Origin of the sequence: Acinetobacter sp. YH12137, from assembly GCF_013418535.1 — a bacterium.
GTDB lineage: Bacteria > Pseudomonadota > Gammaproteobacteria > Pseudomonadales > Moraxellaceae > Acinetobacter.
In genome coordinates this window covers 16,943-42,102 of record NZ_VPBW01000026.1, presented here as the reverse complement: position 1 = coordinate 42,102, position 25,160 = coordinate 16,943, and the positions used below count along the sequence as shown (strand labels likewise).

Below are 25,160 nucleotides of genomic sequence, written 5' to 3'. Positions count from 1 at the left end.
TTCTTGACTCAAGCATTAATGCAGTACGATCTTCAAAGTTAAGATGATGGTATGACAATTTTATATACTCCATAAACCCTTTAAATTAATTAGGTGGTTTATGTCGCACTTCAAGTTTTACTCTGCCTAGTTATGGGCATGCGGTAAGTAATCTAAAAAAATTTCACAATAGTTTAATACGTAATTTTGATGCGCCTCGCGTTAATTATTTAGATCAACTGCAATCAACTGATTTGCAAGTGTGTAGAACGTCCTATGTTACTCCAGTAATGTTTAATCAATTTAAAAATTTAATTGCTGTCCAAACTCAGTTGACTAAAGACCAGAAGAACATACTTAAAGTCATTTGTATACTTGCGTATAGAACAGGGCTAAGACTCAATGAAATTTTGGGATTAAAGCTAAGTGATTTGGCGATGTTGAATCTACGCTACAAAAATATTGGTTATGATCCCCATTACTATTTTATCAATAAAAAATATGAAATTTGCAAAATTTTTATCCACAATAATTATACTCGGCAACTTAAAACCAGTAATGCAAAACGAGGAATGTGTCTGGATCAATTACTGACTAGAGATGAATTAATGTCGGTTATTCATTTGATTAACAAAAAAATGAATGTGCCCATTCATCAAAAGACATTAGGTGCCAAAGATGGTTTAATTTTCTCCGAAGAGGGGGGAGTTATTTCTCCTCGATCTGTGAGTCATCTGATCAAGGAGATATTTGATCAGTTATTTTCGAACCAAGCACACGATTATTCATTTCATAGCTTTAGGCACACTGCTGCGACCAATCTAGCTTTAGTTTTGAAAGGAACAGATTCACTGATCAAATCTTGGACTGATTATTCACCAGAGCAAGTTCGCAAAATTAAAACTTATCTACTTTCGAGCTTAGATAATACTGGTGTTCGTACTGATGTATGGAGGAAACTGGCTCATCTTATAGGACATTCTTCTATTGAAATGACAGTAAATCATTATTTGCATTTTGGACCATTATTGGTGGTTGATGCGCTATGTATAGAAGAGAGTAAAGTATCTGCAAAAATAGTCAGAGCCTTATTGCCCGTTAAATTATTTAATAAACAGTTCAATACATCGCAAGTGACAGAAAAAATTACTCTAAAAAGTATTGTAGAAAAATTGAATTCAAGCTCGAGAATAATTCAAGAAATGATATTTCCAGATCGTTTTATTACTTATGTCGCAGAGCAAGAGGTGATCGAAGAAGATCAAGACATGATGGTAAGACGTCAGCTTATGGCAAGCTTCAATCATATTTTGAACGCTCTATCAGGTAGAGAGGTGGATACTTTAATCAGTACAATAGGGAGTGATGTAGCTGTAAAACTCTATGCAAATCGTCACTTTCAACATGATGAAAACTGTAGTCCAAATAACACTTTGGACAAGCTCTTAAAGTATATTGATAAAAATCGAACAGGTAATTTACTAGTTGAAAATAATTATAAAATTTTCAATATATTAATGAGAAATCATTTCATCCTTGACTATTTTGAGTACCGTGTACATCTTATAGATGCACGTATGGAAGTGTATATTCAAAGCAAACAAGAGCATCAGGATTTTGGTAAATTCTGTCGCGAGTTAAAGGTCATTTATAAGCAAGTTTTTCATGAAAAAATAAAAATATCTAAACTTTCATGGAAGGAGATTGAAACTGAGTTGAAATTGGCTAAAAAGAAAAAAGAGATAAGTCTGAAAATTAGTAATAACAATTTTAAAGATAATACCTGCCAGAAAATTTTGAGTGATTTATTTTTAGCAGTCGTCTATCGGAGATGGAAGATAAATCAAACTAAGACTTAATTGCAGCGTTAAATAATTTAACGATTATGGAAATTGGATGCCTAGTTAAAAAAATGGAGGAATGCTCAATGAAATGTTTCTATATAGATGCTGATCGTTGTATCCGAGAAGCCTCAAAAGGACATGTTGTACATCTAAAAGATAATTTATATCTTATCAGTACTGAAACAGCTTCACAGCAAAAACTTATACCTGAGAATATTTGTAGTACAGCGCCATTTGGATTATTGGATATGCAGAACCTGAACCTATTCAAAATGCAGAAACAATAAATTTTCTTTTTTTTTTGGAATAATTTTTTTGCTAAATTTTCTGATAATGCTCATGAGTATAAAGATTTTAACCTAAGAGATGAGTGACGGTTTTTGTGTTGAGCTATAAGCTGTAAGTATTTATTGTTTTTTTTTGAATTAATCACAATAATTTCATCTAAATTTCGGTTGAAAAGTTAAGTTTAAGGACGTTTTGTGAGCAGAGGTATCAAGAAGCAACTCAGTTTCTTTTTAATCGTAATTTGCGGCGTTGGTATCTATAACTATATAGCTACTCGTCAAAAGCAAAATAATGAAGTGAATGTTGATGTCCAGCAACGTGAGTGGGACTTTATGGAAAAAAGAGCTGAATATATACATAAACATGGCGATACAAGTACCGCAGATCAAGAAATACAAAAAGAACTGGCTTTAAGACGAGGGCATTCTTTAATTGATAGTTCGTCTTCGATTAAGAATGCTCAAGACACTAAGCAATCGGTAGAGTGAGGTATATATTATGTTAGATCATTTTTTTTCTAATGATAGTGCAAAAATAGCCACTGAATCCTCAAAAAAAGATCAGCAAGATGAAATAAGAAGGGATGAACATATTATGAAGATACTAAAAGCAGCAAATAAACTTCCCATGAAGAAAGTGAGAACTGAGAAAGATATCAATGAGTTTTTTGAGGATTGAGTTTTTAAAACTGAACCGTACCGGGTTTGTCGGAGCCTTTTTATTTAAGTTAGGCTACCTGACCTAACGGATTAATTTTATCATAGTACATTGCTTCAAAATCAAAAGGTGACACATAACCAATTGCACTATGTACACGCTCTTTATTGAACCAATCTACCCATTTTAATGTCGCAAGTTGTACATCTGCTAAACCTTGCCAATCTGCTTTTAAATATTCAATCACCTCTGTTTTGTATAAGCCATTCACCGTTTCAGCCAGAGCATTATCGTATGAATCACCAGTTTTACCGACTGATGCTCGTAAATTTTGCAGGACTGGTTTAAAAAATAATCAAGATACTTTCTTTCCTGAAGTTCCTATCATTTTTAAAGTGGATGGAAGTGTCAGCCATTATCATATTCATCTACTTTTAAGTCCTTATGGATATTCGACTTATAGAGGTAACTAAAACTTAAAAGGGCTGGTCTAACTAGCCCTTTTATTTGTGCTGAGTCCGTAAAACTAGAGAAAAATCACAAAAAATTCATGATCGTATTGTTATGCTTTTAGTCATATTAAAGTTAAATCAAGTTATGTAAATGAGTTTATAAGGCTTATTGAAGTTTCATGGTGATTAAAAATGAGAATGGCATGAATCAATTTTCTGAAGAAGACTTATCCAGAATTATCGAAATGGCTTGGGAAGATCGAACCCCATTTGAAGCCATTCAACGTGAATTCGGTTTGAATGAAGCGGCGGTAATCCGCTTGATGCGGCAAAATATGAAATCCAGTAGCTTTAAAATGTGGCGTGAACGCGTGACCGGTCGAAAAACCAAGCATCTGCAGCTGCGTTCACCCGATGTAATACGGGCCTATTGTTCACGGCAATACAAGCGTTTCTAAACGTTTTATTTTGACCGCTGTCTGGACTCACTTTTACATCGTTCAGAACAGTATCGTACTTCCTCCCAGCAGCGGTGCCATTTCTTGCGCCAAGTAAAAGGGCGCAAACAGTGTATACAGATTTTTTCAGGGAGATGCTGTTTTTTCATCGTTTATAACTCATTGATCTGGCTAAGAAGTTGCTGGGCATGGCTGATAATCTGATGCCGATCTTTAAGTTTATCCAGTTGTCGATAGATCATGCCCATACGTGGATGAGTACGAAATTTCGCCTCATTCCGGATCATGAAATACCAGTACAGGCTATTGAACGGACAGCTATCTAGCTCGGTGCGAGTTTTGACACTGTAGCTACAGTGCTTACAGTAATCGGACATCTTATGGATGTAATTGCCTGAGGACGCATAGGGTTTGCTGGCCATCAAGCCGCTGTCGGCATGCATCACCATACCCAGCGTGTTCGGTAGTTCTACCCATTCATAGGCATCGGCATAGACTGCCAGATACCACTCGCTGATCTGCTGCGGGTCTACACCAGTTAATAAGGCAAAATTTCCAGTCACCATCAAACGCTGGATATGATGCGCATAGGCATGCTGAAAAGTATTACGGAAACACTCAGCCATACAGTTCATCCGAGTGCGGCCAGTCCAGTAAAATTGTGGCAATGGTGCTGAGTGCTGCAGTGCATTGCGGCTGGCATATTCTGGCATGTACAGCCAGTAAATTCCGCGAACATATTCGCGCCAGCCGAGAATCTGTCGGATAAAACCTTCCACTGCATTCAGTGGTGCATGACCGGCATGGTATGCAGCTTCTGCCGCATCACAGACTTCTTTAGGTAGTAGCAGACCACAGTTCAGATAAGGTGAGAGCAGGCTGTGAAACAGAATGTCTGAGTCTTGAACCATGGCATCTTGATAATCGCCAAAATGTGGCAAACTGTGGGTAATGAAATGCTCCAGTGCAAGAAGAGCATTGCTACGTGTGGTGCCCCAGCGGAAGTTGTCAAGGCTGCCAGAGTGGCGGGAAAATTCACGTTCAACCAATTCAAGCACATCCAGATCAATCTGATCGTGTTCAAAGTGAAGTGGTGCAGGCAAAGGGGGATTGCCAGCCCAGGCCTTACGATTGGCGCTGTCATAGTTCCACTGTTCTCCAAACGGCTGCTGTCCTTGCATCAAGTAACCGGTCTGCTTGCGCATTTCCCGGTAAAAATATTCCATACGCAGTGTCTGGTAGCGACTGGCCCAGTGCCGAAACTGCTCCGGACTACAGAAAAAACGTTCATCATTGAGGCATTGTACTGGCAATTGCAGCTGCTGGCTCCAATCCTGTTCAATCTGGTGCTGTAAACGATATTCCCCGCAGTGCGTAATGACCAGTTCTGTGACTGGTAAGAGTTGCTGCTGTGACTCTACGAAATCCAGCAGGCTACGAATCGGACTATCAGATTTAAAAGCATGGTAACGTACACGCCAGCCTTCTGCTTTGAGTTCTTTGGCAAAATGACGCATGGCGCTAAAAATCAGGGCAATTTTCTGCGGATGATGGGCGACATAAGTGGCTTCCTCAACAACTTCGGCCATCAGGATCACATCCCTGCTACGATCTAGCGCTTTGAGCGTAGCAAGCTGATGATGAAGCTGGTCACCCAGAATTAAACCGAAACGCATAGCCATTCCAGACCCTATGAAAGATAGCGCAGTGTAAGTCAAGACAGTTCAATTTTTTGTGAAAATAAAGATCATCCTGCGTGTTGAATCAATCCAACTCGACCAGATGACATCGCACAGAAATCATGAGTACTGCTATAACAAAATATTCATCCCTTCAATGCTAAAGCCAGTTGATGAAACTCGCTTTACATGATTTCTTAATACATGAGTAGTGTGAAAATTATGTGATTTTAATCAAAAAGATACAAATTATTATGGTTGTAATTCAAGTAGCTCACGCCTAGTATCTGGCTTGAAGTTACTCCATGTGAACTTCCTTAGTTTTGTCCCATACACCCCTCTGTATGGGATTTTTTTAATCAAGGAATTGTCATGAGCATGCATTCAAAAGCGTATATTTTTAGACAGCAGCAATTACTGGTGGATGAGCATTTTCAGTTGCCGCAGGTAGAAAAACTGCAGCACGACCTGAACCTGTCGGAAAATGGCGAGATCATTGCCCGTGATCTGAAAGAAGATGAACTGGTGCCGGAAGGTTATCAGCTGGTGCCGATCAGACAATTGGTGCAAGTCTGGAGCAGACCACAGTTTGAACAGGCCAGCCGTGCGGTACAGTTACTGGAATGGCGCCGTAATCATCGCTTTTGCAGTAAATGCGGACACGCCACCCAGCAGCATGCCACCCAGTATGCCATGGTCTGTCCATCCTGTAGCTATAACCAATATCCGCGGGTGAATCCCTGTGTCATTACTATCATTACCCGAGGTACAGATGAAATTCTGCTGGCAAAAAATGCCCGCAATAAAACCCAGATGTACAGCCTGATTGCAGGCTTTGTTGAAGTTGGAGAAACCCTAGAAGAGGCAGTGCGCCGTGAAACGCTGGAAGAAGTGGGGCTGCAAATCAAAAATATTCAATATCTAGCCAGTCAGCCGTGGCCGTTTCCTAGCAATCTGATGATGGCCTTCAAGGCAGAATATCACGGAGGGGAAATTCAGATTCAAGAAAATGAACTCAGCGATGCGCAATTTTTCAAATTTGATCAGTTACCCGAGATTCCGTTCAAGGGCAGTATCGCCTATGCCATGATTCAGCATGTGATGCATGGAACACCTGTTGCAGATGACAGCAAAGAATGGCTTTGAAAAAGTAATTCTGTTTGGGTCTCTCAAATAAGCTGCAATAACGCCCTAGGTAGTGAATATTCAGGTGGCATTTCCTGATCTGGAAAAACTGAATCGTATCATTTGATCTTCACGCTTTGTTCACATCTAACTGGGTTATCTTAATCCTGAGACCCAACAAGGCTAAAAAATGAAGATGCGATTTAAGTCTGCTTTTGCAGCGATAGCACTGTCTATCATCAGCTTAAGTACAACGACTCAAGCAGAAACTGCTGCGCCTCAGGCAGTTGATCGGGTAGATATCCAGAAGTATGCGGGTAAATGGTATGAAATTGCGCATTTACCGATGTATTTTCAGCGTAAATGTATAGCCAATATCACGGCACAATATAGTGTCAATGCCGATCAAACTATCGGGGTATTGAATAGCTGCCGAATTGCCAATGGCGAAATAATTAGCTCTGAAGGTGTTGCGTATTCGCAAAATCAGGGGAACAGCAAACTGAAGGTCAGCTTTTTGCCTACAGGTTTAAGATGGATACCATTTAGCAAAGGTGATTACTGGGTATTACGCGTAGATCCGGAATATAAAGTAGCACTGGTAGGTGGACCGAGTAATAAATATCTGTGGATTTTATCGCGCGAACCGCAACTGGATGAGGCCACCTATCAGTCCTATCTGGAGACTGCAAAACATTATGGTTATGACGTGACAAAACTGATCAAATTGCCGCATTAATCTGTTACCCTTTTGCCGAACTGCCTAGTCTCTCTACAGTTCGGCTTTTTTATTTTCACTTCACATAAAATTCATATCTGACTGATTAAACTCATCAAATAGAATAAAGACAGTCGCTTAAAATTTAGGATGAGTCCATGTTGAAAAGTCTGATGCGATGGATAGACAGCTGGTCTACAACCACACAGTCCGAAACGCTGAATGCTGAAAATAGCAAGATTCAGTGGTTGAGAATTTTGCCCTTTATTCTGTTGCATCTGGCCTGTTTCGCTGTGTTCTGGGTGGGTGTGTCATGGTTTGCGATTGGCTTTATGCTCGCGTTCTACCTGATCCGGATGTTTTCCATCACCGCTTTTTTTCATCGCTATCTGTCGCATAAAACTTTTCAGACCTCGCGTCCGGTGCAGTTCATGTTTGTATTACTGGGTACTATGAGTGCACAGCGTGGCCCGCTATGGTGGGCGTCACATCACCGTTATCACCACCGCTATACCGATACCTTGCAAGACCCACATTCCTCGACGCATGGTTTTTGGTACAGCCACGTCGGCTGGTTTTTAAATGAATATAATTTTGCCACACGTAAAGAAGTCATTAAGGACTGGCTGAAATATCCGGAACTGATCTGGCTGGATCGCTTCAGTTTAATTGTGGTACTGCTGACCGCGGGAGGAATTTATGCATTAGGGGAATGGCTGGCCATTACCTGGCCACAACTCGGTACGTCCGGCCTGCAATTGCTGGTCTGGGGCTTTGTCATCTCTACCGTGTTACTGATCCATGCCACCTTGTGTATCAATTCACTGGCGCATCATTACGGCAGCCGGGATTTTGACACTGAAGATCACAGCCGCAACAACTTATTCCTGTCCATCATTACCTTGGGCGAAGGCTGGCATAACAACCATCATTATTATGCTGGCAGTACCCGGCAAGGCTTTTACTGGTGGCAGATTGATGTGACCTATTACCTGCTGAAACTCATGGCCTTGCTCGGGCTGGTCTGGGGACTCAAGCCAATTCCAGCACGGGTCTATGAAGCCAGTAAAATTAGCCAAGCTCGAAAACAGAAAAAAGCCGCTACGGCAGGCACTCACAAAATTCAATCGAAGGAATCACCATGAAAATTGCGATTATTGGTTCAGGTATTTCCGGTTTGTATGCCGCCTGGAAACTCAGCAAAGTGCATGAGGTCACGCTGTTTGAAAAAAATAATTACTTTGGCGGCCATACCGATACTCATCAGCTCAATATAGATGGCGAACAGATTGCAGTGGACAGTGGCTTTATTGTGTTTAACGAGCATAACTATCCGCTGTTTTGCGCGATGCTAAAAGAACTCGGGATCCAATCGCAAAGCAGTGACATGGGCTTTTCTGTGAATAATCAGGTCAGCGGCTTACAGTACAATCCTTCAAAAAAATTCTCCCTGCTTTTCCGCCCACAAAATTTTCTGAATGCTGATTTTCGCGCGATGTTGTCGGATCTGTTCCGTTTCTATACGGCCAATAAAGATCTGGATGTCGAGCAGGTTGATGCACAACTCAGTATTGATGAGTATCTGAATCAGCATGGCTATTCCGATGCCTTCCGTCAGGAACATCTTTATCCGATGTGTGGGGCGCTGTGGTCCTGTCCGGTGGAACAAGCCGGACAGATTCCTTATAAGTTTGTGGTGAGCTTTTTTCAGCATCATCGCATGTTACAACTGAAAGACCGACCGTTATGGCTTACGGTCAAGGGTGGATCGGCTTGCTACGTTGGTGCGATTCAGTCCCAGGCCAATATTAGCTTCCGCAAAACGGGTGTTCTCCATGTATCCCGTAGTGCCAATGATGTGCTGGTTGAAACGACACAGGGCAGCGAACGTTTTGACTGGGTTGTATTTGCCAGCCATGCTGACGACAGCCTGAAGTTACTGAAAGACCCGTCCGTGCAGGAGTTGGACGTACTGAGCAAGTTCCGCTATCAGGATAACCGCATGGTGGTGCATTCTGATACCCGCATCATGCCAAAATCCAGACGCCAATGGGCCAGCTGGCATGTGCATGTGACCCCGAGTCAGGCCACCGAACAGACTCCATTCCAGCACAGTGGTATGCACTATGGTTTCAGTTACTGGATGAACCAGCTGCAAAACCTGCAATGCAAAACCCAGGTCTTTGCCACCCTGAATCCTAATTTTGCCTTGGATCCTAAAAAAGTCTGGGTAGAACGGCATTACCGTCATCCGGTATTTGATGTGCCAGCCATTGAAGCTCAACAACGCTGGAGCGAAGTCAATGCTCAGAACCGCACCTCATACTGTGGCGCTTACTGGGGCTGGGGCTTTCATGAGGATGGGGCACGTAGCGCTGCATGGGTGGTTGATCAACTATTGAAGCAGACCGAGCAGGCAGCTTAGGAGAACATGATGCAGATGTATCCACTGGCGATTGCCTCTGCCGAAATCCGGCATCGCCGTTTCTTGCCCAAAGCACATGCTTTTGAGACCCAGCTGACCTATCTATGGTTTGATCCGGATCAACTCTCAAGCTTTACCCAAAAATCATGGCTATGGTCTTCCAGTCGCTGGAATTTCTTGACCCTGGAAGAGCGGGATTTTCTGACCATGGAATGTGGCTCGATTCGGCAGAAGGTCGCACGTCTGCTGATCAAGCGGGAAAACTATCTGTTACCACATGCGGCTTCCATCCGTGTACTGGCTTTGCCACGCACCCTCGGCTTTCGCTTTAATTCTGTGGTGTTTTATCTGGTCTTTGATGCCACCGACCAACTGATCTTTGTACTGAGTGAAATTACCAATACCCCTTGGAATGAACGTCAGGTCTATATCCACGACTGCCGGCACAATGCAACTGAATATGCGCCGTACCAGAGTCACCAGTTTGACTTCAAGAAGGCCTTTCATGTGTCGCCATTCATGCCGATGGCACTGGATTACCGCTGGCGCTTCAGCTTCTCCGATCAAAACAATGTGATTCATATGCAGTTGTTTCAGCAGGGGATATTGCAATTTGATGCCACCATGCAATTTTCACTGGAAGCCATCACAGTTCCTTCACAGCAGCACCGTTATGCTGTGTTGAAAGTTCTTGAACCCTTCAGGATGGTCAGCGGAATTTATCTAAATGCCTGGCGTTTATGGAAAAAGAAAATTCCGTTTTACCGGCATCCTAAAAAAGAAAAAGGAAACACATTGCGATGAAAACACTATTCATGGGAGAACAAAGCACACTGCCGGTGGTATTACGGCATTTGCTGAAATTACGGCATGGTCAGCTGATTTTTAAAGGCATCTGGAATGGGGCAGTCGGCGAAAACAGCGATCTGCAGGCCGTGATTCAGGTGCATGATACCCGTCTGATGGAACTGTTGTTCCGTAATGGTGTGCTCGGTGCGGCAGAAGGTTTTATCCGCGGTTACTGGAGCAGTGAAGATCTGGTGGATGTGATCCGCATTTTGGCACGTAACCGCGATGTACTGGACCGGATGAATCAGAATACAGTGGCCAAGGCCAGCCAGTTGCTGCTAAAGGCCTGGTACAAATCGCGCAAGAATTCGATTGATGGCAGCCGCAAAAATATTGCCGAGCATTATGACCTGAGTAATGAATTTTTCAAGCTGTTCCTCGATAGCAGCATGATGTATTCCAGTGCGGTGTTTAAAGAGCCGGGTATGAGTCTGGAACAGGCTTCGGATTATAAAAAAGAGCTGATCTGCCAGAAACTCAAGCTGAAACCGATGGATCATTTAGTCGAAATTGGCAGTGGCTGGGGCGGTTTTGCCATTTATGCCGCGCAGCAGTATGGCTGTAAAGTCACCACTATCACCATTTCCAAGGCACAGTATGATGAAGCAGTGGCCCGGGTCGCTGCAGCCGGACTATCACATCGCGTCACTGTCCAGTTGAAAGATTACCGACTACTGGAAGGCAAATACGACAAGCTGGTGTCGATTGAAATGATCGAGGCCGTAGGTGAACAGTATTTGCCGACCTATTTCCGCAAATGCCGTGAGCTGCTGAAACCGAACGGTCTGGCCCTGATTCAGGCCATCACCATTGAAGATGCACGCTATGCCAAAGCCCTGAATACCGTGGACTACATCAAGCGCTATATTTTCCCGGGCAGTTTTATTCCGTGTATCAGCGTCATGACCCAGGCCGCGTCCGAACAAAAACTGCGTCTCAAGCATCTGGAAGATATCGGTCTGAGCTATGCCCAAACCTTAAACTGCTGGCGTCAGCGTTTTCTGGGGCAGCGTGATCAGGTACGGGCGCTTGGCTTTGATGAGCGCTTTATCCGCATGTGGGATTTTTATTTGTGTTATTGCGAAGGTGGCTTCCGCGAAGGCGTAATCAGTGATGTGCATCTGCTGTTCGAAGCGAGTGCTTATTAAGCTGAGATAAAACAGGAGGGCTGACATGCTGCTGAATTTACTGGTTCTGAATGTCTTTATCATGTTCTGTAGCTGGCTGCTGGTGACCTATAACCAGCGTGCCGGACTGGTCGATGTGGCCTGGAGCTTTAGTATTGCACTTAACGTCATTATCGCGGCCTGGGTCATGGAAACTGCACCGCTGCTAGTTCGGGTATTTCTGGGCGTGTTTAGCGGCATCTGGTTTTTACGCCTGACCTGGCATCTACTGCGCCGTTATGCAAATGAAACTGCAGAAGATACCCGTTATGCCAATATGCGCCGGGCCATGGGCGATTATCAGCATCTCGGTTTTCTGGCCTTTTTTATGTTTCAGGCCGGTCTGGTGGTGCTGTTTTCCTATCCGATGCTGGAGTTGCTCAATATTCCGGCCCAGCAGTGGAATAACTGGACACAGGCTACGGTATTCATGGCAGGTATGATCATGCTGCTGGCGCTGATTGGTGAGAGCACCGCTGACCAGCAACTCTACCGTTTCAAACTAAATCCACAAAACCAGGGCAAAACCCTAGACCAAGGATTATGGAAATATTCACGTCATCCGAATTATTTTTTTGAATGGCTGCACTGGTTTGCCTATCCAATCCTTGGCCTGGCAGCAGGTGTATATGGATTATGGCTGTACCCGCTGCTGATGTGGTTATTTCTGTACTACATCACCGGGATTCCCTTTAGTGAACAACAGGCGCTGGCACATCGCGGCGACAACTATAAAGACTATCAACGACGAACTTCAATGTTTATTCCGTGGCCACCCAAAGCGTAGGTAAATACATGGACTTTATGATTCAACAATCTTTAAAACTGATCGAAAGCGGCAAAGTGCCTGACCCGTTGATTCGGGCCGGTATTCGTACTTTAAGCAAAAAACGCCTGGCACAGGAAGGACGCTTCGACCCGGCACTCGCAGCCCAGCGCTATATGTATGTGCTGCATATGCTGAAAAACAGCGAGATTGCCATCGAGACTGACAAAGCCAATGAACAGCACTATGAACTACCGACCGCATTTTTCCAGGCAGTGTTGGGCAAGCGTCTGAAATACAGCGCCAGCCTGTTTGAACAGGCTGATACCACACTGGATCAGGCTGAAGAAGCGGCACTGGCCAGCTATTGCCAGCGTGCACAGTTGCAGGATGGACAGGATATTCTGGAAATAGGCTGTGGCTGGGGCTCTTTCAGTCTGTATATGGCCGAGCATTATCCCAAAGCCCGCATTACCGTGGTGTCGAATTCCTCAACCCAGCGCCACTATATCCAGGAACAGGCCCGCCTGAAAAAACTGGAAAACCTGACGGTGATCACCTGCGATGTCAATGTACTGCAATTGGAACCAGCTACTTTCGACCGTGTGGTTTCGGTGGAAATGTTTGAGCATGTCCGCAACTACCAGAAACTGTTTGAAAATATCAGCAGCTGGTTGAAAGCGGATGGCCTGTTGTGGTGCCATATTTTCTGTCACCGTTTCCTGCATTATCCGTTTGAAGTCAAAAATGAATTTGACTGGATGTCGAAATATTTCTTTAGTGGCGGTCTGATGCCGGCAGCTTCAACCTTCCTACATTTTCAGCAGCATTTGCAGCTGGAACAGCACTGGCAATGGGCTGGCACCCAATATGAACGCACCGCAAATGCCTGGCTGGAGAATATGGACCAAAAGCAGACTGAGTTACAGCCCCTATTTGAACAGACCTATGGCGCAGATGCTGCCATCTGGTGGCAACGCTGGCGGATTTTCTTTATGGCCTGTGCCGAACTTTTTGGTTATGACCATGGACGCGAGTGGGTGATCGGCCACTTTCTGTTTAAAAAGAAAGTCGTATAATTGAACGGCGAATCGGATGGGACAGTGGGGAATGCATCAATGTTAAAGCTGTTTAAGGACAAGCGCGATCATCCTCTAGGTGAGGTGTTTAACCGCTACTACTGGCTGCAAATCGGATTCATTGCCCTGTCCGTAGTGATTGGCATTGGCTGCAGTGCCTGGGTAATCAAGGGTTCCTTGCTCAGAACAGCGCTGGAACAGGAAATGTCGCATTACTGGCAGCGGCTGGAACGCAATCCGGCGGCTGAACTGCCGGATACCAAAAACCTGTATGGTTACCGCTGGAACGATGTGCCGCCGGTCCAATTTCAGCACATGCAGCTTGAGCAAGGCGTGAACCGGCATTTTGTCGATGGCAAGGAACGCATGACTGTGTATGGCGAAAAACATGGGCAGCATGTGCTGCTGGTGTTTGGCGAAAGCAACGTCAACAAGCTGGTCTGGCTGTTTGGTCTGGCACCGCTGATGGTCAGCCTATTTGTACTGTATAGCGTGCTGTGGTGGTGGAATCGCCGCGCCCGGCGCTATTTTTCCCCGATTACCCGTTTGGCGAATGCGCTGGAGCATATTGACTGGGAACACCAGAAAAATCAGGTTTCACCGTTTCAGGACATCCGTACCGACTCCAATCTGGAAGCGGAATACCTGAAGCAGGCATTAGAAAAATACCATCAGGTGCTCAGCGAGTTTATTCAGCGTGAACGCGAGTTTACTGGGGATGTCAGCCATGAACTGCGCACTCCACTGACCATTTTAAAAGGCAATGTGCAGTTATGTCAGGCCCGTTATGGTGACAACAAATCGTTTACCCGCCTGCATAACACCATTGAAGACATGCAGCTGCTGGTCGACACTCTGCTGGCTATCGCCCGCAATACCACCAATACTTTAACCGCGGAACCGACCATGCTTTCAGAATGTTTGGAAAATCTGGTGCAGGATCTGGAAAGTGTCAGCCACACCAAAGGCATGCAGATTGATCTGCAAAAAGACCTCGATGAACAGCTACGTAAACTGTATCCGTCAATGACCAAAATGGTGTTTGGCAATATTCTGCGTAATGCGCTGAACTATTCACAAGGCACAGAAATTGATGTGATTCTGCAAAAAAATAAAGTACTGATTGCTGACAATGGAGTCGGTATTCCTTTGCCAAATAATGCCAAAGTCCAGGAGCTATCTGGACAGCAGCTGCAACTGGAAATCAAAGGGCACGGGATTGGCCTGCAACTGGTACAGAAGTTGTGCAAGCAGCTGGGCTGGCGGGTCGAGCTGTTTGACCGGCAGTATTATCTCAGCACCCATCAGGATGTTGATCTGGAGATGACGACCGGCTTAATCGTGGTAGTGTATTTAAACTAGATCTCTGTCTGCCTAAAAAGATTAGGTTTCTAAAGCAATCTTTAAACCGACACCAGATATGGTATGAATCAGTTTTTGCTCAAAAGGCTTGTCGACCATTTTACGCAGATTGTAGATGTGACTACGCAGGGCATCACTTTCCGGCTCTTCATCACCCCAGAGTTCCATCATGATTTCCTGTTTGGTCAGGACTTTAGGCGAATGACGCATCAACAATTTTAACAATTTAAACTGAATCGGAGGCAGTTCAATGCTCTGCCCAGCCCGGGTCAGCTGCTGTCTTGCCGGGTCCAAAATCAGGTCGTGAATTTGCAGACGGCTACTGGACACTTCACCCAGCGAACGCTTGATCAGAGCTTTGACCCGCACCACTAGCTCGTTAAAGTCAAACGGCTTAACCAGATAATCATCCGTGCCGGAATTGAAGCCTTTGAGTTTGTCGTCCAAGGTATCCCGAGCGGTCAGCATCAGCACTGGCAGGTCCAGACCTTCTTCATGACGCAGCCATTCACACAGTTCATAACCGGAACCGTCTGGCAAGTTAATATCCAACAGCAAGATATGATAGCGTTGCTGTTTCAGTAGCTGGCGCGCAGCATTCAGATTGCGGGCATGATCCACCACAAAATCATGCTCTTCCAGAAACTCGCATAAGGTAGAGGCCAGTTCATAATGGTCTTCAACCATGAGGATAAAATGTTTGGACATAGCGGCAGAGACTAATTCAATAATTGCTGTTTTAATTTAGCACTAAATGGCTGCGAACCCAGCCAGATATTAAAATATTGCTGGGCCAGCGGATGCTGCAGCTGCCCTAAATTTTTCCGGTTGAGGGATAAACTCAGGGTTTGCGTGGCATGGCTGTATTTCAAGCGGTACAGATCACCTGATCTGACCGGACGATACAAATCACTGATCGGATTGAAAATGGCCTGGATGTTGGGGTCTTTGACATTACGCTTGAGCAGATGTGTAGCTGCACGCTTAAATGCCCATTCAGGAATATTATGTGTATAGGAAAAGTCCATCTGGATCGTCTGCTCTTTCCAGGATTGGCTACAGTTTTGGGCAAAATAACTGGCCATACCGACCTGTTTTTGGCCCACCATCAGCGGGCCATTGCCACATTGATTCAAGCTTTGCGCTTGCGCCCATGAACTGAAGCTACATCCCATCAGTAACGTGGTACTGATGGCTATTTTTTGAAAGGCAGTAGCCATGAATAGGCCCCTCCGACATAAGGTAGGGAACGGTACAGACCATTCGCCGGGTCCCAGAAATCTTGCTGGAAAATAATCTGATGGTTTGGGTTGACCTTTATTTCACTGATTCCAAATGAATCCATTGTTCGTGTCTTGCCGAACATTTTAAAATCATAAACCATATGCCAATGCACATAGGCAGAGTCTTGATGATATGAAGTATTTAATAGACTGACAGTTACATTACTTACCCGCTGGTTCATACCTTGAAAATGTTCAAGCAGTTTTTTACGCGATGAAAATTGCGACAGAGTATCGTTAATAAAAAGCTGATCTGCATACAGTGCTCCAGCATTTTCAACGAATTTAGGTGTGCCCAAGGTATTAAATGCCGAAGTGAAGCGGGTACCGATTTCTAGTGCTTTTGTATCATCTAAGGGTATTCCCTGAATACTCGCTCTGGCATTTGCATAATCAGAGGAATAACGAGGAACACTTTTACATCCTGACAGGAAAAGCACTGGTAAGGATAAGGCAATTGCCATTAACGTTTTGACTTGATTCATATTGACTGTCCATCTTCACAGTTTATCCCCCCAATTTAGAGAGGCTAAAGTGAACAGAATGTGAAGATAGATACTAAAGACAGTACATTGAATAGAATTTTGATGATTAAGGATTAGATTTCACTTTCTCTTTTTTTTTCAGTCATTAGCCAATGAATGATATTCATGACATCAGGATTCTCATTATTTTTTCTGACTATGGCATAAAAATTATAGTCACAATAGATAAAACCAAAAGGGGCAAAGACTCTTCCATTTAGTATTTCTTTTTCTACTAAAATTTGAGGTGCTATCGCAATTCCTAAGCCTGAAACAGCCGCCTCTATCATTAAATTGAGACTATCAAAATAACGATCATTCGCTTTTGGGGAAAAGTGAATCTTGGACTGATCAAACCATGTATGCCATGCACTTTTATTTGAGTGGGTATGAAGTAATGGATAATTTAAAAGATCATTTTTTGTATGAAGAGGATTTATTTCACGATTACAAACAGGCCCCATGTTATCGGGAAATAAAAGATATTTATTCAAAAAGTTGGGAAGTATATGATTTTCACTGATGCTATTGATAAATATGTCAACTTTCTCTTTTTCTAACAATTTTAAGTCATTACATGTCATTAATTTGATATGGATATTGGGGTAAATGACTTCGAGTTTTTCTAATCGGGGAATCAGCCAATTTGCCATAAAACTATGAGAAGCGCCTATTACCACTTCTACTTCTGACGTTTTATTTGTTAACTCAAAGATACATTCTTCTAAACGATTAAAAAGATGCGTACAAACTCGAGATAATTCTTCTGCATCCGTTGTCTGAGAAATGGTAGAGGAATGCCGAATAAACAATTTTTTATCTAACCATTCTTCTAACTGCTTTATTTGGTGGCTAATCGCACTATGGGTGACACACAATTCTTCCGCAGCTAAGCTAAAGCTTTTATTTCTGGCAACTGCTTCAAATGCTTTTAAAGCATTAAGGGGAGGTAATGTTCTACGTTTCATGTTGTAAAATTTTCTAACACCATAAACTCAAAATATATCAATTATCAGAAAAATGAAAATATTTTAAGATCAAACAAGTTTTGATAGTAAAAGAGATATGAGATGACAACCCCTTATACAGGTAATGGTCCTGATGACTTGGGATTTTTTGGTAAATTTGGCGGATGCTACATGCCAGAGAGCTTAATGCCAGCACTTCAAGAATTAGAGCAAGCCTTTAATACTGTTCGGCATAAACCTGAATTTTGGGCTGAATATCAACATATTTTAACGGACTTCGTTGGTCGTCCTAGTCCTCTTTTTTATGCAAAAAACCTAACAGCTTATACAGGAGGTGCTCGAATATATCTCAAGCGGGAAGATTTGAACCATACGGGTGCACATAAGATCAATAATTGTGTTGGGCAAATCTTATTAGCCAAATTTATGGGGAAAACCAGAATCATTGCAGAAACTGGTGCTGGACAACATGGTGTTGCAACAGCAACGGTTTGCGCACTGTTTAAGATGAAATGTACCATTTTTATGGGAGAAACAGATATTCAGCGCCAACAAATGAATGTTGAACGCATGAAATTACTCGGTGCTGAAGTCAGAAGTGTTCAAAAAGGTCGTGGGACTTTAAAAGATGCGATGAACGAAGCATTACGTGACTGGATTAGTCATGTTGATACAACCTATTATCTGTTGGGTACTGGTGCAGGCCCTCATCCATATCCCGTAATGGTCAGAGAATTTCAAAAAATTATTGGTTTAGAAGCCAGAAACCAAATACTCCTCAAAGAAAATAAATTGCCTGATGCCTTAGTTGCTTGTGTTGGTGGTGGATCAAATGCATTAGGGTTGATGCATCCCTTTCTAGAAGACCTGAATGTCAAAATGTTTGGCGTTGAGGCGGGTGGAAAAGGAACACATACTGGTGAACATGCCGCCTCTATTTGCAAAGGTCAAGTCGGTGTGCTGCATGGCAATTTAACCTATTTATTACAAGATTTAGATGGGCAGATTTTAGAAGGGCATTCTATATCAGCTGGTTTAGACTATCCTGGTGTCGGTCCTGAGCATGGCATCCTGTTTGAAACAGGACGTGTGACATATACGGCTGTAACTGATCAAGAAGCTGTAAATGCATTTCAGCTTTTAAGCCAACAGGAGGGTATTATCCCTGCACTTGAGAGTTCTCATGCGATTGCGTATGCGATTCAACTTGCTCAAGAAATGCAGCCAGAACAGATCATTATTGTCAATTTAAGTGGTAGAGGTGACAAAGACTTAAATACAGTCAAAAAATATCTTACAGGAGCTACAGCATGAACCGTCTAGATCAAAAATTAGAGCAATTAAAACTGGAAAATCGAAGCGGTCTGGTCTGTTATTTTACTGCTGGAGATCCTAATTTTGCAGAAAGTTGTCGTCTGTTGAGCCAATTAGGTCAAGCTGGGGCTGACATTATTGAAGTTGGCATTCCTTTTTCAGATCCAGTGGCAGATGGTGAGATCATTCAGGCAGCACATCTTAGGGCATTAAGTGCAGGTCAAACGGTAAAACAAACCATTGAGTTGGTAAAAGCAATCAGGCTACATGATGAAAAAACACCAATAATTTTAATGACTTATTTAAATCCGATTATGCAATATGGTTTCGACAAACTTGTCGCCGAAATGGAAAATTTTATAGACGGAATATTGATTTTAGATACTCCATATGGGTATCGAGAAAACTTTGAAGTGCAATTAAACGAAAAAAATATGCATTTAATTGCAATGACTGCCCCGACTACCCCAGTTGAAAGGTTAAAACAAATTTCAGTGCGCGCGACAGGTTTTTTATATCATGTTGCAGAAAATGGCTTAACAGGAGGAGACTTCAATCTGTCTAATCTTGAGAAAAAGATTGCTGAAATCCAGCCTATTTTTAAGATTCCTGTTGCAATTGGTTTTGGGATCAAAAATGAAAGTCATGTTAAAGCCTTAGCCAATAAAGTAGATCTGATTGTTATCGGTTCAGCGCTCGTCGATACTTTTTTTAATAAGGGGATGAATGCGACTTTAGAAAAGGTCAGAGTTTTTTCGCAAATACTTAAAGAAAATAAATAATATCCTGTTTCTTTAATCACAGTTTTTTAAGTTAATTTTACAAGAACCATATGTGATAAAACCGTCTCCCTAAGGGAGATGGAACTTTGTATGTTGATTTTTTCTGAAAGTGATCACTTTTTAAAAATCACTATTATCATATAGATGTGACATTCGTTTTTGCTTTGTTTCGAGATAATTTTTATTAAAGCTATTTAAACCAACTTTTAAAGGAATACGTTCAACAACATTAATTTCTAAATCAGATAAAGATTTAATTTTAAATGGATTATTCGTAATTAACTTGACGTCTTTTATTTGTAAATAATCAAGCATTATTGTACACATATCATACTTGCGAGCATCTGCTGGCAGGTTTAATAATAAATTGGCATCAAGGGTATCATGTCCTTGGTCTTGAAGTGCGTAGGCCCGAATTTTATTGGTTAGTCCTATGCCACGGCCTTCTTGGCGCAGGTATAAAATAACACCTTGACCTGCATCATGAATCATCTTCATAGTTGAGTGTAATTGTGGACCACAATCACATTTGAGTGATCCAAAAGCATCACCTGTTAAGCATTCTGAATGTATTCTGACCAGTACAGGTTGATTGGGAGCGGCATTCATCCCTTTAGCAAGAGCGATATGTTCTTCACCAGTACTTTGATCTTGAAATGCTATAATTTCAAAATCGCCAAATGCAGTAGGTAACTTTGATTTGGAAACAAATTCTATAGCCACGGAAGAATACACCTATATAAATATATATTTGATACAATTTACTTAATCTAGCTTAAAAGCATCGGCCGAATTTTTTGCAGTTATAAATTTCAGCGTTTTACTTCCAATTAAAGAGTATGTATCTGATAGTGAATTTTATGTGAAATGTTATTTAGAGTATTTGATTAGTGTTCTACTTTGTTGTAAAAACACTCAAAAGCTGAAGCTTGCCTAAAACATCAATATTGAAGATAAGCTGGTTTTTTTCTAGTAAATTGAATTTATTTAATTTATTAAATAAGTTGATAAAAGTAGGGTTGGACTGATTTTAAATGTATTGATCAAATTTTATTTGATCGCCGTGATTTTAAGGCGAGATTGCTGGATAGTTAGATCATTACCCAATTTTAATTTATTAATCTTAGTTTCAGATAAAAATCAAGGAGACAATTGATGTCGAGAAAAATAATAATGACTACAAATGAAAGGCGTCTTCAAGCTCTAAATCAAATGCGTGCTAGTTACAGAGGTGAGCAACTTTTAAGGCAAGATAGAATTAAACTCATTCAACATGGTGCAGTTGTTCAATCGCACGAAATTTCTATCAATGACAGTGATCATACTCAGTGTGATGATTTAGCAATAGAAATTGATGAATGTGACATGTTAAAACAAACTGCTGAGACTATGTATGCAACTACAGGTGATACAATTTGGTTAAGTTTTTAATACCTTAAAGCTTATGATATTATTTTAATGAGAGAAGCTCAGAGTATCTTGAGGAAGTCCTCAGTTGATATTTCTTGTTCCACGTAAAAAACACCATTTTGGTCTGCTTTCATTTTTTTAATCGAATTACCTTGAAGTTTATTGATCTCGAGTAGATCTTTAAGTATTTGATCTGCAAGTTTATTCCTTCTATCATCTTCTGAATCTAAATGAATTGACATGAGTTTTTCCTGGTTTTAGATACTGTGGAAGTTTAATTATCATTCCTACAGGAAGTTTGACATTAGAGTTGGGTTGAATTTGTTTAATACGAGTATGACAATTTAAACTTCGATGATCAAATTTTCTCTAAACCCATTTTTTCCTTGCTCTTGTGGATACCCTAAAGGATTGATCACTAATCTACATCCGTCGACTACAGTATCAACTGATGTATGCGTATGCCCTGAAATCCAAAGTTTAAAGCCTTTAACATCCAAGTCATTTATAAAATAAGGATTAAGGGCTGATGCAACAGGATGTTTACCCCAATACGGATCAAGGCAGGCTAAATGAGGAGGGAAATGGGTAATGACGATTACATTGTCTAGCCCCTTAAATTGCATAATATTTTGATGATATCGTTGAAATAGTGCAATGTAGTCATCAGCTGTTATAGTTCGATTATCGCTACTTATCATGATTTGATCAAAATCATAAATAGATTGTTCAGCATCTTCTTTAAATTTTTGCAGTTCGTTAGTGGTTGTACGAGCTGAGTTGGAACGAAAGTTCGTAAACAATGTACCGCCAACAAATATTTTATCCTGTATCTTGATATGGTTGTCATCAAGCAGAGCATTTTGAGGATAATTTTCTCTTAAAAAGTCTACGACTAAATTGTAGTTTGAGCAGTAATAATCATGATTACCTAAAACAAAAATAAAGTTCTTATTCAGGTTTTTACATGTTTCTGCAAACTCAATAGCACCACTTAGGCGATTCGAAAAATCCCCAGCGTGAATAATCACATCAGCTTCATCTAGTAAAGCATATTGAGAATTGTGGGTGTCTGATAAGATTTGCAGTTTCAATCTACTTCCTTTATTAAATCACGCTGCTCAAATATATAGAGTTTTATTCCAATCAGTTTATATCATTGTAGAAATTATAAGATACAAATCTGTAATCCTAAGCTTCTAAAAATATAGGTAATTATTTTTTTAATTAACTGGTTAAATATTAATCATAAAATTTGACCAATTGAATTTATGCACATAAGATAAAGATGTTACAGCAAAATCTGTGATCAGGCGTGGAAACCTGAATTTACTACAGAAGCAGTAAACCGCTTTGGCGGTTTTTTGCGTTAACTATGTTTAGCCTATCGTAATGGTAGGCCAAGCAGGGCAGTCTATGACTGGCCGTCTTCTGTAGTACGGTATTTCCACCCCTGTTTGGCTTGCCTCCATCTCGTGGAAAAGATGGAAGATTGTTTGTAATTACTACAGGAACTAAACATGAACACTTTCTATAATATCCCTTATTTTCTCCAAGCCATTTCTTTTGTTCTGAAAGAATAAAATTTTCGAAATAAATTTTAGTCATATCTAATTAATTTTACTTTTATAAATTTCGTAATCTCACGAGATCTAGAGAAGTATTGCCTAGAGAAAATAAAATGGCCCGTACTAAGCTTTTAACCAATATTATTCAAAGAAAAATAATGCTGCTTGACGAAATGTCGCACTCAAATCAACACAACAACTTTGAGTTATCACTTTATGATTTCGCTCAACATGAAATTCTAGATAAATTATATAAGGCAGATAATCAACGTTCCACAGAATGTTGGAGCCCTGATGAAATTGAGGAGTTTATTCTAGATTGTTTGAATGATCGTAATGTCAATTTATGCATTCGCTATTGGAAAGATGCTGCTGGCAATATTTATATCATCGATGGTGGGCATAGGATTTCAATCATTTATGCTTGGATCAAAAGATACTTTATTGATGAGCAGGTAGTTGGAGCTCCGAAATTCACGCCGTCACAAAAACGAGATATTCGTCAGATTCGTCATCGATTAGGTGGATTAGCTGATTTTCAAGAGTTATGTAGTGATTCTGAGTTTCAGCAAAAATTAAAATCAACCAAAATTAATTTTATTGAAGTAATTGGGACACCTGAGGAGGCTCGGAAAGCCTTTTGTTCAATCAATTCAGATACGAAACGATTAGATCCAGATGAAGAATATCATTTACAGAATAGGGGGAGTGATGCTTTTTATGTGATTTATGTGTGTTGTTACATAAACGATAATAAATCCAACTTAGCTGAACTGAATTACGAGCGGATAAATGAAGTAATCGCTTTAGGTGAGCAAATTCACGATCATCTTTTTAAGATGATACTTTTAGAGCCAGATTTAGCACACGGTAAAAAAATAGGCCTAGTCAATGAACTCCTAAATATGATGTTTGGTGATGCTTGTCAGAATACTATCAGTATAGACCAAGGTCAGCGTGTAGAAAATTTAATACTAAAGCTCAGAGTTGTGCTGTGTCGTATCGCTACACCAGAAATTAGCATTGGAATTCCAAGTTTAGGTTTACACCCGAAACTATATTTTTATAAAGATAATCGATTTCAAGTTACATCCTTTTTGGCCTGGTTCTCTATCGTCTTTGAAATTGAAGAAGGCAGTTTTGAAATACAGAATAAGAAGTTAGATTTTATTGGTTTTACCCGAGCACGCCGTAGTGTTGAAAGTTTAATTGATAAAATTCCTGTGGCGATCAAAGAAACTGTCGGTAAGTTTGGTAGCGGAATCAGATCACATGAGCGATTGAAGAACGTGTATCAAGCCTTTATCTGTATTGGACTAAATATGGATTTAGATTTTGAAGATGAAGTTTGTTTGAACACCGTCATTCTTTCGATGAGTCAATCATTTGATTATATTAATTTTAACGATTTTTACCTTGAACGTTTTGGTGGCGATTATGATGAAAGCATTGTTGATAATGTTGTGAGCTTTGTGAAATCAGTAAGACCATCAAAGAAGAAAAAACCTCTAAATTTTTCACTCGCTACCAAAAGAAATCTGTATCAACGTGAGGAAAAGAAAACATGGAGCTATTGCGAAGTATGTGATAGTGCTCTATACGTTAAATCGACTGAAGTAGATCATCGAGAATCGAAAGCAGCAGGTGGCTATGGCATTCTAGAAAATGGAGCAATTATTCATCCTATATGTAATCGTTTCAAGTCAGATCGTACTTTGGAAGAAGTAAGAGCAGATTTATTTGACTAAAAAGATAAGGGAGCAAATGCTCCCTTATCTTTTTGTTTTTTAGTAGACTGGGGTCAGTGTTTAGCCTAAGCCTCAATTATGAAAACAATAGATTATTACAACCAATATGCGGATGAGTTTGCACAAGCAACCTTAAACGTAGATATGGAAACACTGTATCAGCCATTTTTAGCTGAGTTACCAGAATCTGCACGAATCTTGGATTTGGGCTGTGGCTCAGGACGCGACACTTTGGCTTTTAAAAATAAAGGCTATCAGATTGATGCCATCGATTATTCTACGGCATTGGTCGAACGAGCGACCCAACTGACTGGTATCGCTGTTCAGCAGCAAAGTTTTTATGAGATTGAAGTGCAGGATATTTACGATGGGGTATGGGCATGTGCATCTTTATTACATTGTGATCGTAACCGACTTCCTGATGTTTTAAAGCGCATTCATTCTGCATTACGCTGTGGCGGTATCTGCTATATGTCTTTTAAATACGGCACAACAGATCGAGAAAAAGGCGGTAGGGCGTTTACTGACTTAAATGAAGAGCAGGCTCAGGAATTGTTAGACCAGTTGAATGGGGTTAGGGTATTAAAACAGTGGATTACAGTAGATAAACGGCCTGATCGTCATGAAGAGCGGCTAAATATAGTGTCGAAAAAATTGGCTTAAAGATAGTTATATTTGTTGATTTGTCTAAATAGAAATAAACCATGTAAACAGAT

At 41.2% G+C, this 25,160-nt stretch carries 27 protein-coding genes and 2 pseudogenes; 19 read left to right on the top strand and 10 right to left on the bottom strand.

The window, feature by feature from the left end; all coding sequences use genetic code 11:
• The first annotated feature begins 269 nt into the window (after positions 1 to 269).
• The 3 genes from FTU72_RS12030 to FTU72_RS12020 all read left to right on the top strand — a co-directional run bounded on the left by FTU72_RS12030 (position 270) and on the right by FTU72_RS12020 (position 2,789).
• The gene (locus tag FTU72_RS12030; protein WP_257220269.1) at positions 270 to 1,838 is read left to right on the top strand and encodes a tyrosine-type recombinase/integrase; all 1,569 of its coding nucleotides are present in this window, start codon (positions 270 to 272) and stop codon (positions 1,836 to 1,838) included.
• A 467-nt stretch (positions 1,839 to 2,305) separates the two neighbouring features.
• Entirely contained in the window at positions 2,306 to 2,599 is a 294-nt protein-coding gene (locus FTU72_RS12025; protein ID WP_180052885.1) for a hypothetical protein, read from the top strand.
• A gap of 10 nt (positions 2,600 to 2,609) precedes the next feature.
• Positions 2,610 to 2,789: a hypothetical protein gene (locus FTU72_RS12020; protein WP_029574381.1), complete on the top strand. Its 180-nt coding sequence runs from the start codon at positions 2,610 to 2,612 to the stop codon at positions 2,787 to 2,789.
• Positions 2,790 to 2,838: 49 nt separating this feature from the next.
• On the opposite strand, the pseudogene FTU72_RS12015 reads toward FTU72_RS12020, so the two are convergent.
• Positions 2,839 to 3,099 (bottom strand): annotated as a pseudogene (locus tag FTU72_RS12015) (integrase core domain-containing protein); the annotation flags it as partial.
• Positions 3,100 to 3,102: 3 nt separating this feature from the next.
• On the opposite strand from FTU72_RS12015, the pseudogene FTU72_RS12010 reads away from it, so the two are divergent.
• A pseudogene (locus FTU72_RS12010) lies at positions 3,103 to 3,241 on the top strand (hydroxyisourate hydrolase); the annotation flags it as partial.
• 182 nt (positions 3,242 to 3,423) lie between these two features.
• Positions 3,424 to 3,678 carry a TIGR03643 family protein gene (locus tag FTU72_RS12005; RefSeq protein ID WP_130114021.1) on the top strand — a complete coding sequence of 85 codons (255 nt, stop codon included), beginning with the start codon at positions 3,424 to 3,426 and terminating at the stop codon, positions 3,676 to 3,678.
• Between the two features lie 5 nt (positions 3,679 to 3,683).
• On the opposite strand, the gene FTU72_RS12000 is transcribed toward FTU72_RS12005, so the two are convergent.
• Complete coding sequence (locus tag FTU72_RS12000; protein ID WP_180052886.1) at positions 3,684 to 3,827, bottom strand: DUF2256 domain-containing protein; 144 nt, start codon at positions 3,825 to 3,827, stop codon at positions 3,684 to 3,686.
• Positions 3,828 to 3,830: 3 nt separating this feature from the next.
• On the bottom strand, positions 3,831 to 5,354 hold the full coding sequence (locus tag FTU72_RS11995) for a cryptochrome/photolyase family protein (RefSeq protein WP_180052917.1): 1,524 nt from the start codon (positions 5,352 to 5,354) through the stop codon (positions 3,831 to 3,833).
• A 375-nt stretch (positions 5,355 to 5,729) separates the two neighbouring features.
• Between FTU72_RS11995 and nudC the strand changes: the two genes are divergently transcribed.
• From nudC to FTU72_RS11950, 9 genes are all read left to right on the top strand, one after another.
• On the top strand, positions 5,730 to 6,503 hold the full coding sequence (gene nudC, locus FTU72_RS11990) for an NAD(+) diphosphatase (protein ID WP_180052887.1): 774 nt from the start codon (positions 5,730 to 5,732) through the stop codon (positions 6,501 to 6,503).
• A 169-nt stretch (positions 6,504 to 6,672) separates the two neighbouring features.
• Positions 6,673 to 7,221, top strand: a complete 549-nt coding sequence (locus FTU72_RS11985) for a lipocalin family protein (RefSeq protein WP_180052888.1) — start codon at positions 6,673 to 6,675, stop codon at positions 7,219 to 7,221.
• 137 nt (positions 7,222 to 7,358) lie between these two features.
• Positions 7,359 to 8,345, top strand: a complete 987-nt coding sequence (locus tag FTU72_RS11980; RefSeq protein ID WP_180052889.1) for an acyl-CoA desaturase — start codon at positions 7,359 to 7,361, stop codon at positions 8,343 to 8,345.
• A complete protein-coding gene (locus FTU72_RS11975) occupies positions 8,342 to 9,625 on the top strand; it encodes an NAD(P)/FAD-dependent oxidoreductase (protein ID WP_180052890.1) in 1,284 nt (427 codons plus the stop codon). The genes FTU72_RS11980 and FTU72_RS11975 overlap by 4 nt, the downstream gene beginning before the upstream one ends.
• Positions 9,626 to 9,634: 9 nt before the next feature.
• Positions 9,635 to 10,429: a DUF1365 domain-containing protein gene (locus FTU72_RS11970; protein WP_180052891.1), complete on the top strand. Its 795-nt coding sequence runs from the start codon at positions 9,635 to 9,637 to the stop codon at positions 10,427 to 10,429.
• Complete coding sequence (locus FTU72_RS11965) at positions 10,426 to 11,622, top strand: cyclopropane-fatty-acyl-phospholipid synthase family protein (protein WP_180052892.1); 1,197 nt, start codon at positions 10,426 to 10,428, stop codon at positions 11,620 to 11,622. Before FTU72_RS11970 ends, FTU72_RS11965 begins: the two co-directional genes overlap by 4 nt.
• A 25-nt stretch (positions 11,623 to 11,647) precedes the next feature.
• Entirely contained in the window at positions 11,648 to 12,427 is a 780-nt protein-coding gene (locus tag FTU72_RS11960; protein ID WP_180052893.1) for a DUF1295 domain-containing protein, read from the top strand.
• A gap of 8 nt (positions 12,428 to 12,435) precedes the next feature.
• A complete protein-coding gene (locus FTU72_RS11955; protein WP_180052894.1) occupies positions 12,436 to 13,485 on the top strand; it encodes a cyclopropane-fatty-acyl-phospholipid synthase family protein in 1,050 nt (349 codons plus the stop codon).
• 39 nt (positions 13,486 to 13,524) lie between these two features.
• Entirely contained in the window at positions 13,525 to 14,847 is a 1,323-nt protein-coding gene (locus FTU72_RS11950) for a HAMP domain-containing sensor histidine kinase (RefSeq protein ID WP_180052895.1), read from the top strand.
• 21 nt (positions 14,848 to 14,868) lie between these two features.
• Here the strand turns inward: FTU72_RS11950 and FTU72_RS11945 are convergent, their stop codons facing one another.
• The 4 genes from FTU72_RS11945 to FTU72_RS11930 form a co-directional block, all read right to left on the bottom strand.
• The gene (locus FTU72_RS11945) at positions 14,869 to 15,555 is read right to left on the bottom strand and encodes a response regulator transcription factor (protein WP_086209427.1); all 687 of its coding nucleotides are present in this window, start codon (positions 15,553 to 15,555) and stop codon (positions 14,869 to 14,871) included.
• 11 nt (positions 15,556 to 15,566) lie between these two features.
• Complete coding sequence (locus FTU72_RS11940) at positions 15,567 to 16,067, bottom strand: chalcone isomerase family protein (RefSeq protein ID WP_180052896.1); 501 nt, start codon at positions 16,065 to 16,067, stop codon at positions 15,567 to 15,569.
• Positions 16,043 to 16,615 (bottom strand): nuclear transport factor 2 family protein, encoded by a 573-nt coding sequence (locus FTU72_RS11935; RefSeq protein ID WP_180052897.1) that lies wholly within the window; start codon positions 16,613 to 16,615, stop codon positions 16,043 to 16,045. The genes FTU72_RS11940 and FTU72_RS11935 overlap by 25 nt, the downstream gene beginning before the upstream one ends.
• Positions 16,616 to 16,728: 113 nt before the next feature.
• Positions 16,729 to 17,622, bottom strand: coding sequence for a LysR substrate-binding domain-containing protein (locus FTU72_RS11930; RefSeq protein ID WP_180052898.1), 894 nt, complete (start codon positions 17,620 to 17,622; stop codon positions 16,729 to 16,731).
• A 102-nt stretch (positions 17,623 to 17,724) separates the two neighbouring features.
• Here FTU72_RS11930 and trpB point away from each other — a divergent pair, with 102 nt between their 5' ends.
• Positions 17,725 to 18,936, top strand: coding sequence for a tryptophan synthase subunit beta (gene trpB, locus FTU72_RS11925; RefSeq protein WP_180052899.1), 1,212 nt, complete (start codon positions 17,725 to 17,727; stop codon positions 18,934 to 18,936).
• Complete coding sequence (trpA, locus tag FTU72_RS11920) at positions 18,933 to 19,718, top strand: tryptophan synthase subunit alpha (protein ID WP_180052900.1); 786 nt, start codon at positions 18,933 to 18,935, stop codon at positions 19,716 to 19,718. The genes trpB and trpA overlap by 4 nt, the downstream gene beginning before the upstream one ends.
• 120 nt (positions 19,719 to 19,838) lie before the next feature.
• Here trpA and ribA read toward each other — a convergent pair whose 3' ends face one another.
• Positions 19,839 to 20,441 carry a GTP cyclohydrolase II gene (gene ribA, locus FTU72_RS11915; protein ID WP_180052901.1) on the bottom strand — a complete coding sequence of 201 codons (603 nt, stop codon included), beginning with the start codon at positions 20,439 to 20,441 and terminating at the stop codon, positions 19,839 to 19,841.
• A 432-nt stretch (positions 20,442 to 20,873) separates the two neighbouring features.
• Between ribA and FTU72_RS11910 the strand changes: the two genes are divergently transcribed.
• Positions 20,874 to 21,149, top strand: a complete 276-nt coding sequence (locus tag FTU72_RS11910; RefSeq protein ID WP_180052902.1) for a hypothetical protein — start codon at positions 20,874 to 20,876, stop codon at positions 21,147 to 21,149.
• A 38-nt stretch (positions 21,150 to 21,187) separates the two neighbouring features.
• Here FTU72_RS11910 and FTU72_RS11905 read toward each other — a convergent pair whose 3' ends face one another.
• Positions 21,188 to 21,370, bottom strand: a complete 183-nt coding sequence (locus tag FTU72_RS11905) for a hypothetical protein (RefSeq protein WP_180052903.1) — start codon at positions 21,368 to 21,370, stop codon at positions 21,188 to 21,190.
• A gap of 102 nt (positions 21,371 to 21,472) precedes the next feature.
• The gene (locus tag FTU72_RS11900; protein WP_180052904.1) at positions 21,473 to 22,222 is read right to left on the bottom strand and encodes a metallophosphoesterase; all 750 of its coding nucleotides are present in this window, start codon (positions 22,220 to 22,222) and stop codon (positions 21,473 to 21,475) included.
• A 587-nt stretch (positions 22,223 to 22,809) separates the two neighbouring features.
• On the opposite strand from FTU72_RS11900, the gene FTU72_RS11895 reads away from it, so the two are divergent.
• Both FTU72_RS11895 and FTU72_RS11890 read left to right on the top strand, forming a co-directional pair.
• The gene (locus FTU72_RS11895; RefSeq protein ID WP_180052905.1) at positions 22,810 to 24,444 is read left to right on the top strand and encodes an HNH endonuclease; all 1,635 of its coding nucleotides are present in this window, start codon (positions 22,810 to 22,812) and stop codon (positions 24,442 to 24,444) included.
• Between the two features lie 78 nt (positions 24,445 to 24,522).
• A complete protein-coding gene (locus FTU72_RS11890) occupies positions 24,523 to 25,107 on the top strand; it encodes a bifunctional 2-polyprenyl-6-hydroxyphenol methylase/3-demethylubiquinol 3-O-methyltransferase UbiG (RefSeq protein ID WP_180052906.1) in 585 nt (194 codons plus the stop codon).
• The last annotated feature ends 53 nt before the right edge of the window (positions 25,108 to 25,160 follow it).

Coding starts and splice junctions, on each gene's coding strand:
- FTU72_RS11930 (WP_180052898.1), bottom strand. CDS start 17,622: ATGAAACGTAGAACATTACCTCCCCTTAATGCTTTAAAAGCATTTGAA.
- FTU72_RS12030 (WP_257220269.1), top strand. CDS start 270: ATGTTTAATCAATTTAAAAATTTAATTGCTGTCCAAACTCAGTTGACT.
- FTU72_RS11995 (WP_180052917.1), bottom strand. CDS start 5,354: ATGCGTTTCGGTTTAATTCTGGGTGACCAGCTTCATCATCAGCTTGCT.
- FTU72_RS11890 (WP_180052906.1), top strand. CDS start 24,523: ATGAAAACAATAGATTATTACAACCAATATGCGGATGAGTTTGCACAA.
- FTU72_RS11945 (WP_086209427.1), bottom strand. CDS start 15,555: ATGTCCAAACATTTTATCCTCATGGTTGAAGACCATTATGAACTGGCC.
- FTU72_RS11980 (WP_180052889.1), top strand. CDS start 7,359: ATGTTGAAAAGTCTGATGCGATGGATAGACAGCTGGTCTACAACCACA.
- FTU72_RS11950 (WP_180052895.1), top strand. CDS start 13,525: ATGTTAAAGCTGTTTAAGGACAAGCGCGATCATCCTCTAGGTGAGGTG.
- FTU72_RS11935 (WP_180052897.1), bottom strand. CDS start 16,615: ATGAATCAAGTCAAAACGTTAATGGCAATTGCCTTATCCTTACCAGTG.
- FTU72_RS11975 (WP_180052890.1), top strand. CDS start 8,342: ATGAAAATTGCGATTATTGGTTCAGGTATTTCCGGTTTGTATGCCGCC.
- FTU72_RS12020 (WP_029574381.1), top strand. CDS start 2,610: ATGTTAGATCATTTTTTTTCTAATGATAGTGCAAAAATAGCCACTGAA.
- FTU72_RS11910 (WP_180052902.1), top strand. CDS start 20,874: ATGTCGAGAAAAATAATAATGACTACAAATGAAAGGCGTCTTCAAGCT.
- nudC (WP_180052887.1), top strand. CDS start 5,730: ATGAGCATGCATTCAAAAGCGTATATTTTTAGACAGCAGCAATTACTG.
- trpA (WP_180052900.1), top strand. CDS start 18,933: ATGAACCGTCTAGATCAAAAATTAGAGCAATTAAAACTGGAAAATCGA.
- FTU72_RS11985 (WP_180052888.1), top strand. CDS start 6,673: ATGAAGATGCGATTTAAGTCTGCTTTTGCAGCGATAGCACTGTCTATC.
- FTU72_RS11965 (WP_180052892.1), top strand. CDS start 10,426: ATGAAAACACTATTCATGGGAGAACAAAGCACACTGCCGGTGGTATTA.
- FTU72_RS12000 (WP_180052886.1), bottom strand. CDS start 3,827: ATGAAAAAACAGCATCTCCCTGAAAAAATCTGTATACACTGTTTGCGC.
- FTU72_RS11955 (WP_180052894.1), top strand. CDS start 12,436: ATGGACTTTATGATTCAACAATCTTTAAAACTGATCGAAAGCGGCAAA.
- FTU72_RS11970 (WP_180052891.1), top strand. CDS start 9,635: ATGCAGATGTATCCACTGGCGATTGCCTCTGCCGAAATCCGGCATCGC.
- FTU72_RS11905 (WP_180052903.1), bottom strand. CDS start 21,370: ATGTCAATTCATTTAGATTCAGAAGATGATAGAAGGAATAAACTTGCA.
- FTU72_RS11940 (WP_180052896.1), bottom strand. CDS start 16,067: ATGGCTACTGCCTTTCAAAAAATAGCCATCAGTACCACGTTACTGATG.
- FTU72_RS12005 (WP_130114021.1), top strand. CDS start 3,424: ATGAATCAATTTTCTGAAGAAGACTTATCCAGAATTATCGAAATGGCT.
- FTU72_RS11895 (WP_180052905.1), top strand. CDS start 22,810: ATGGCCCGTACTAAGCTTTTAACCAATATTATTCAAAGAAAAATAATG.
- FTU72_RS11960 (WP_180052893.1), top strand. CDS start 11,648: ATGCTGCTGAATTTACTGGTTCTGAATGTCTTTATCATGTTCTGTAGC.
- trpB (WP_180052899.1), top strand. CDS start 17,725: ATGACAACCCCTTATACAGGTAATGGTCCTGATGACTTGGGATTTTTT.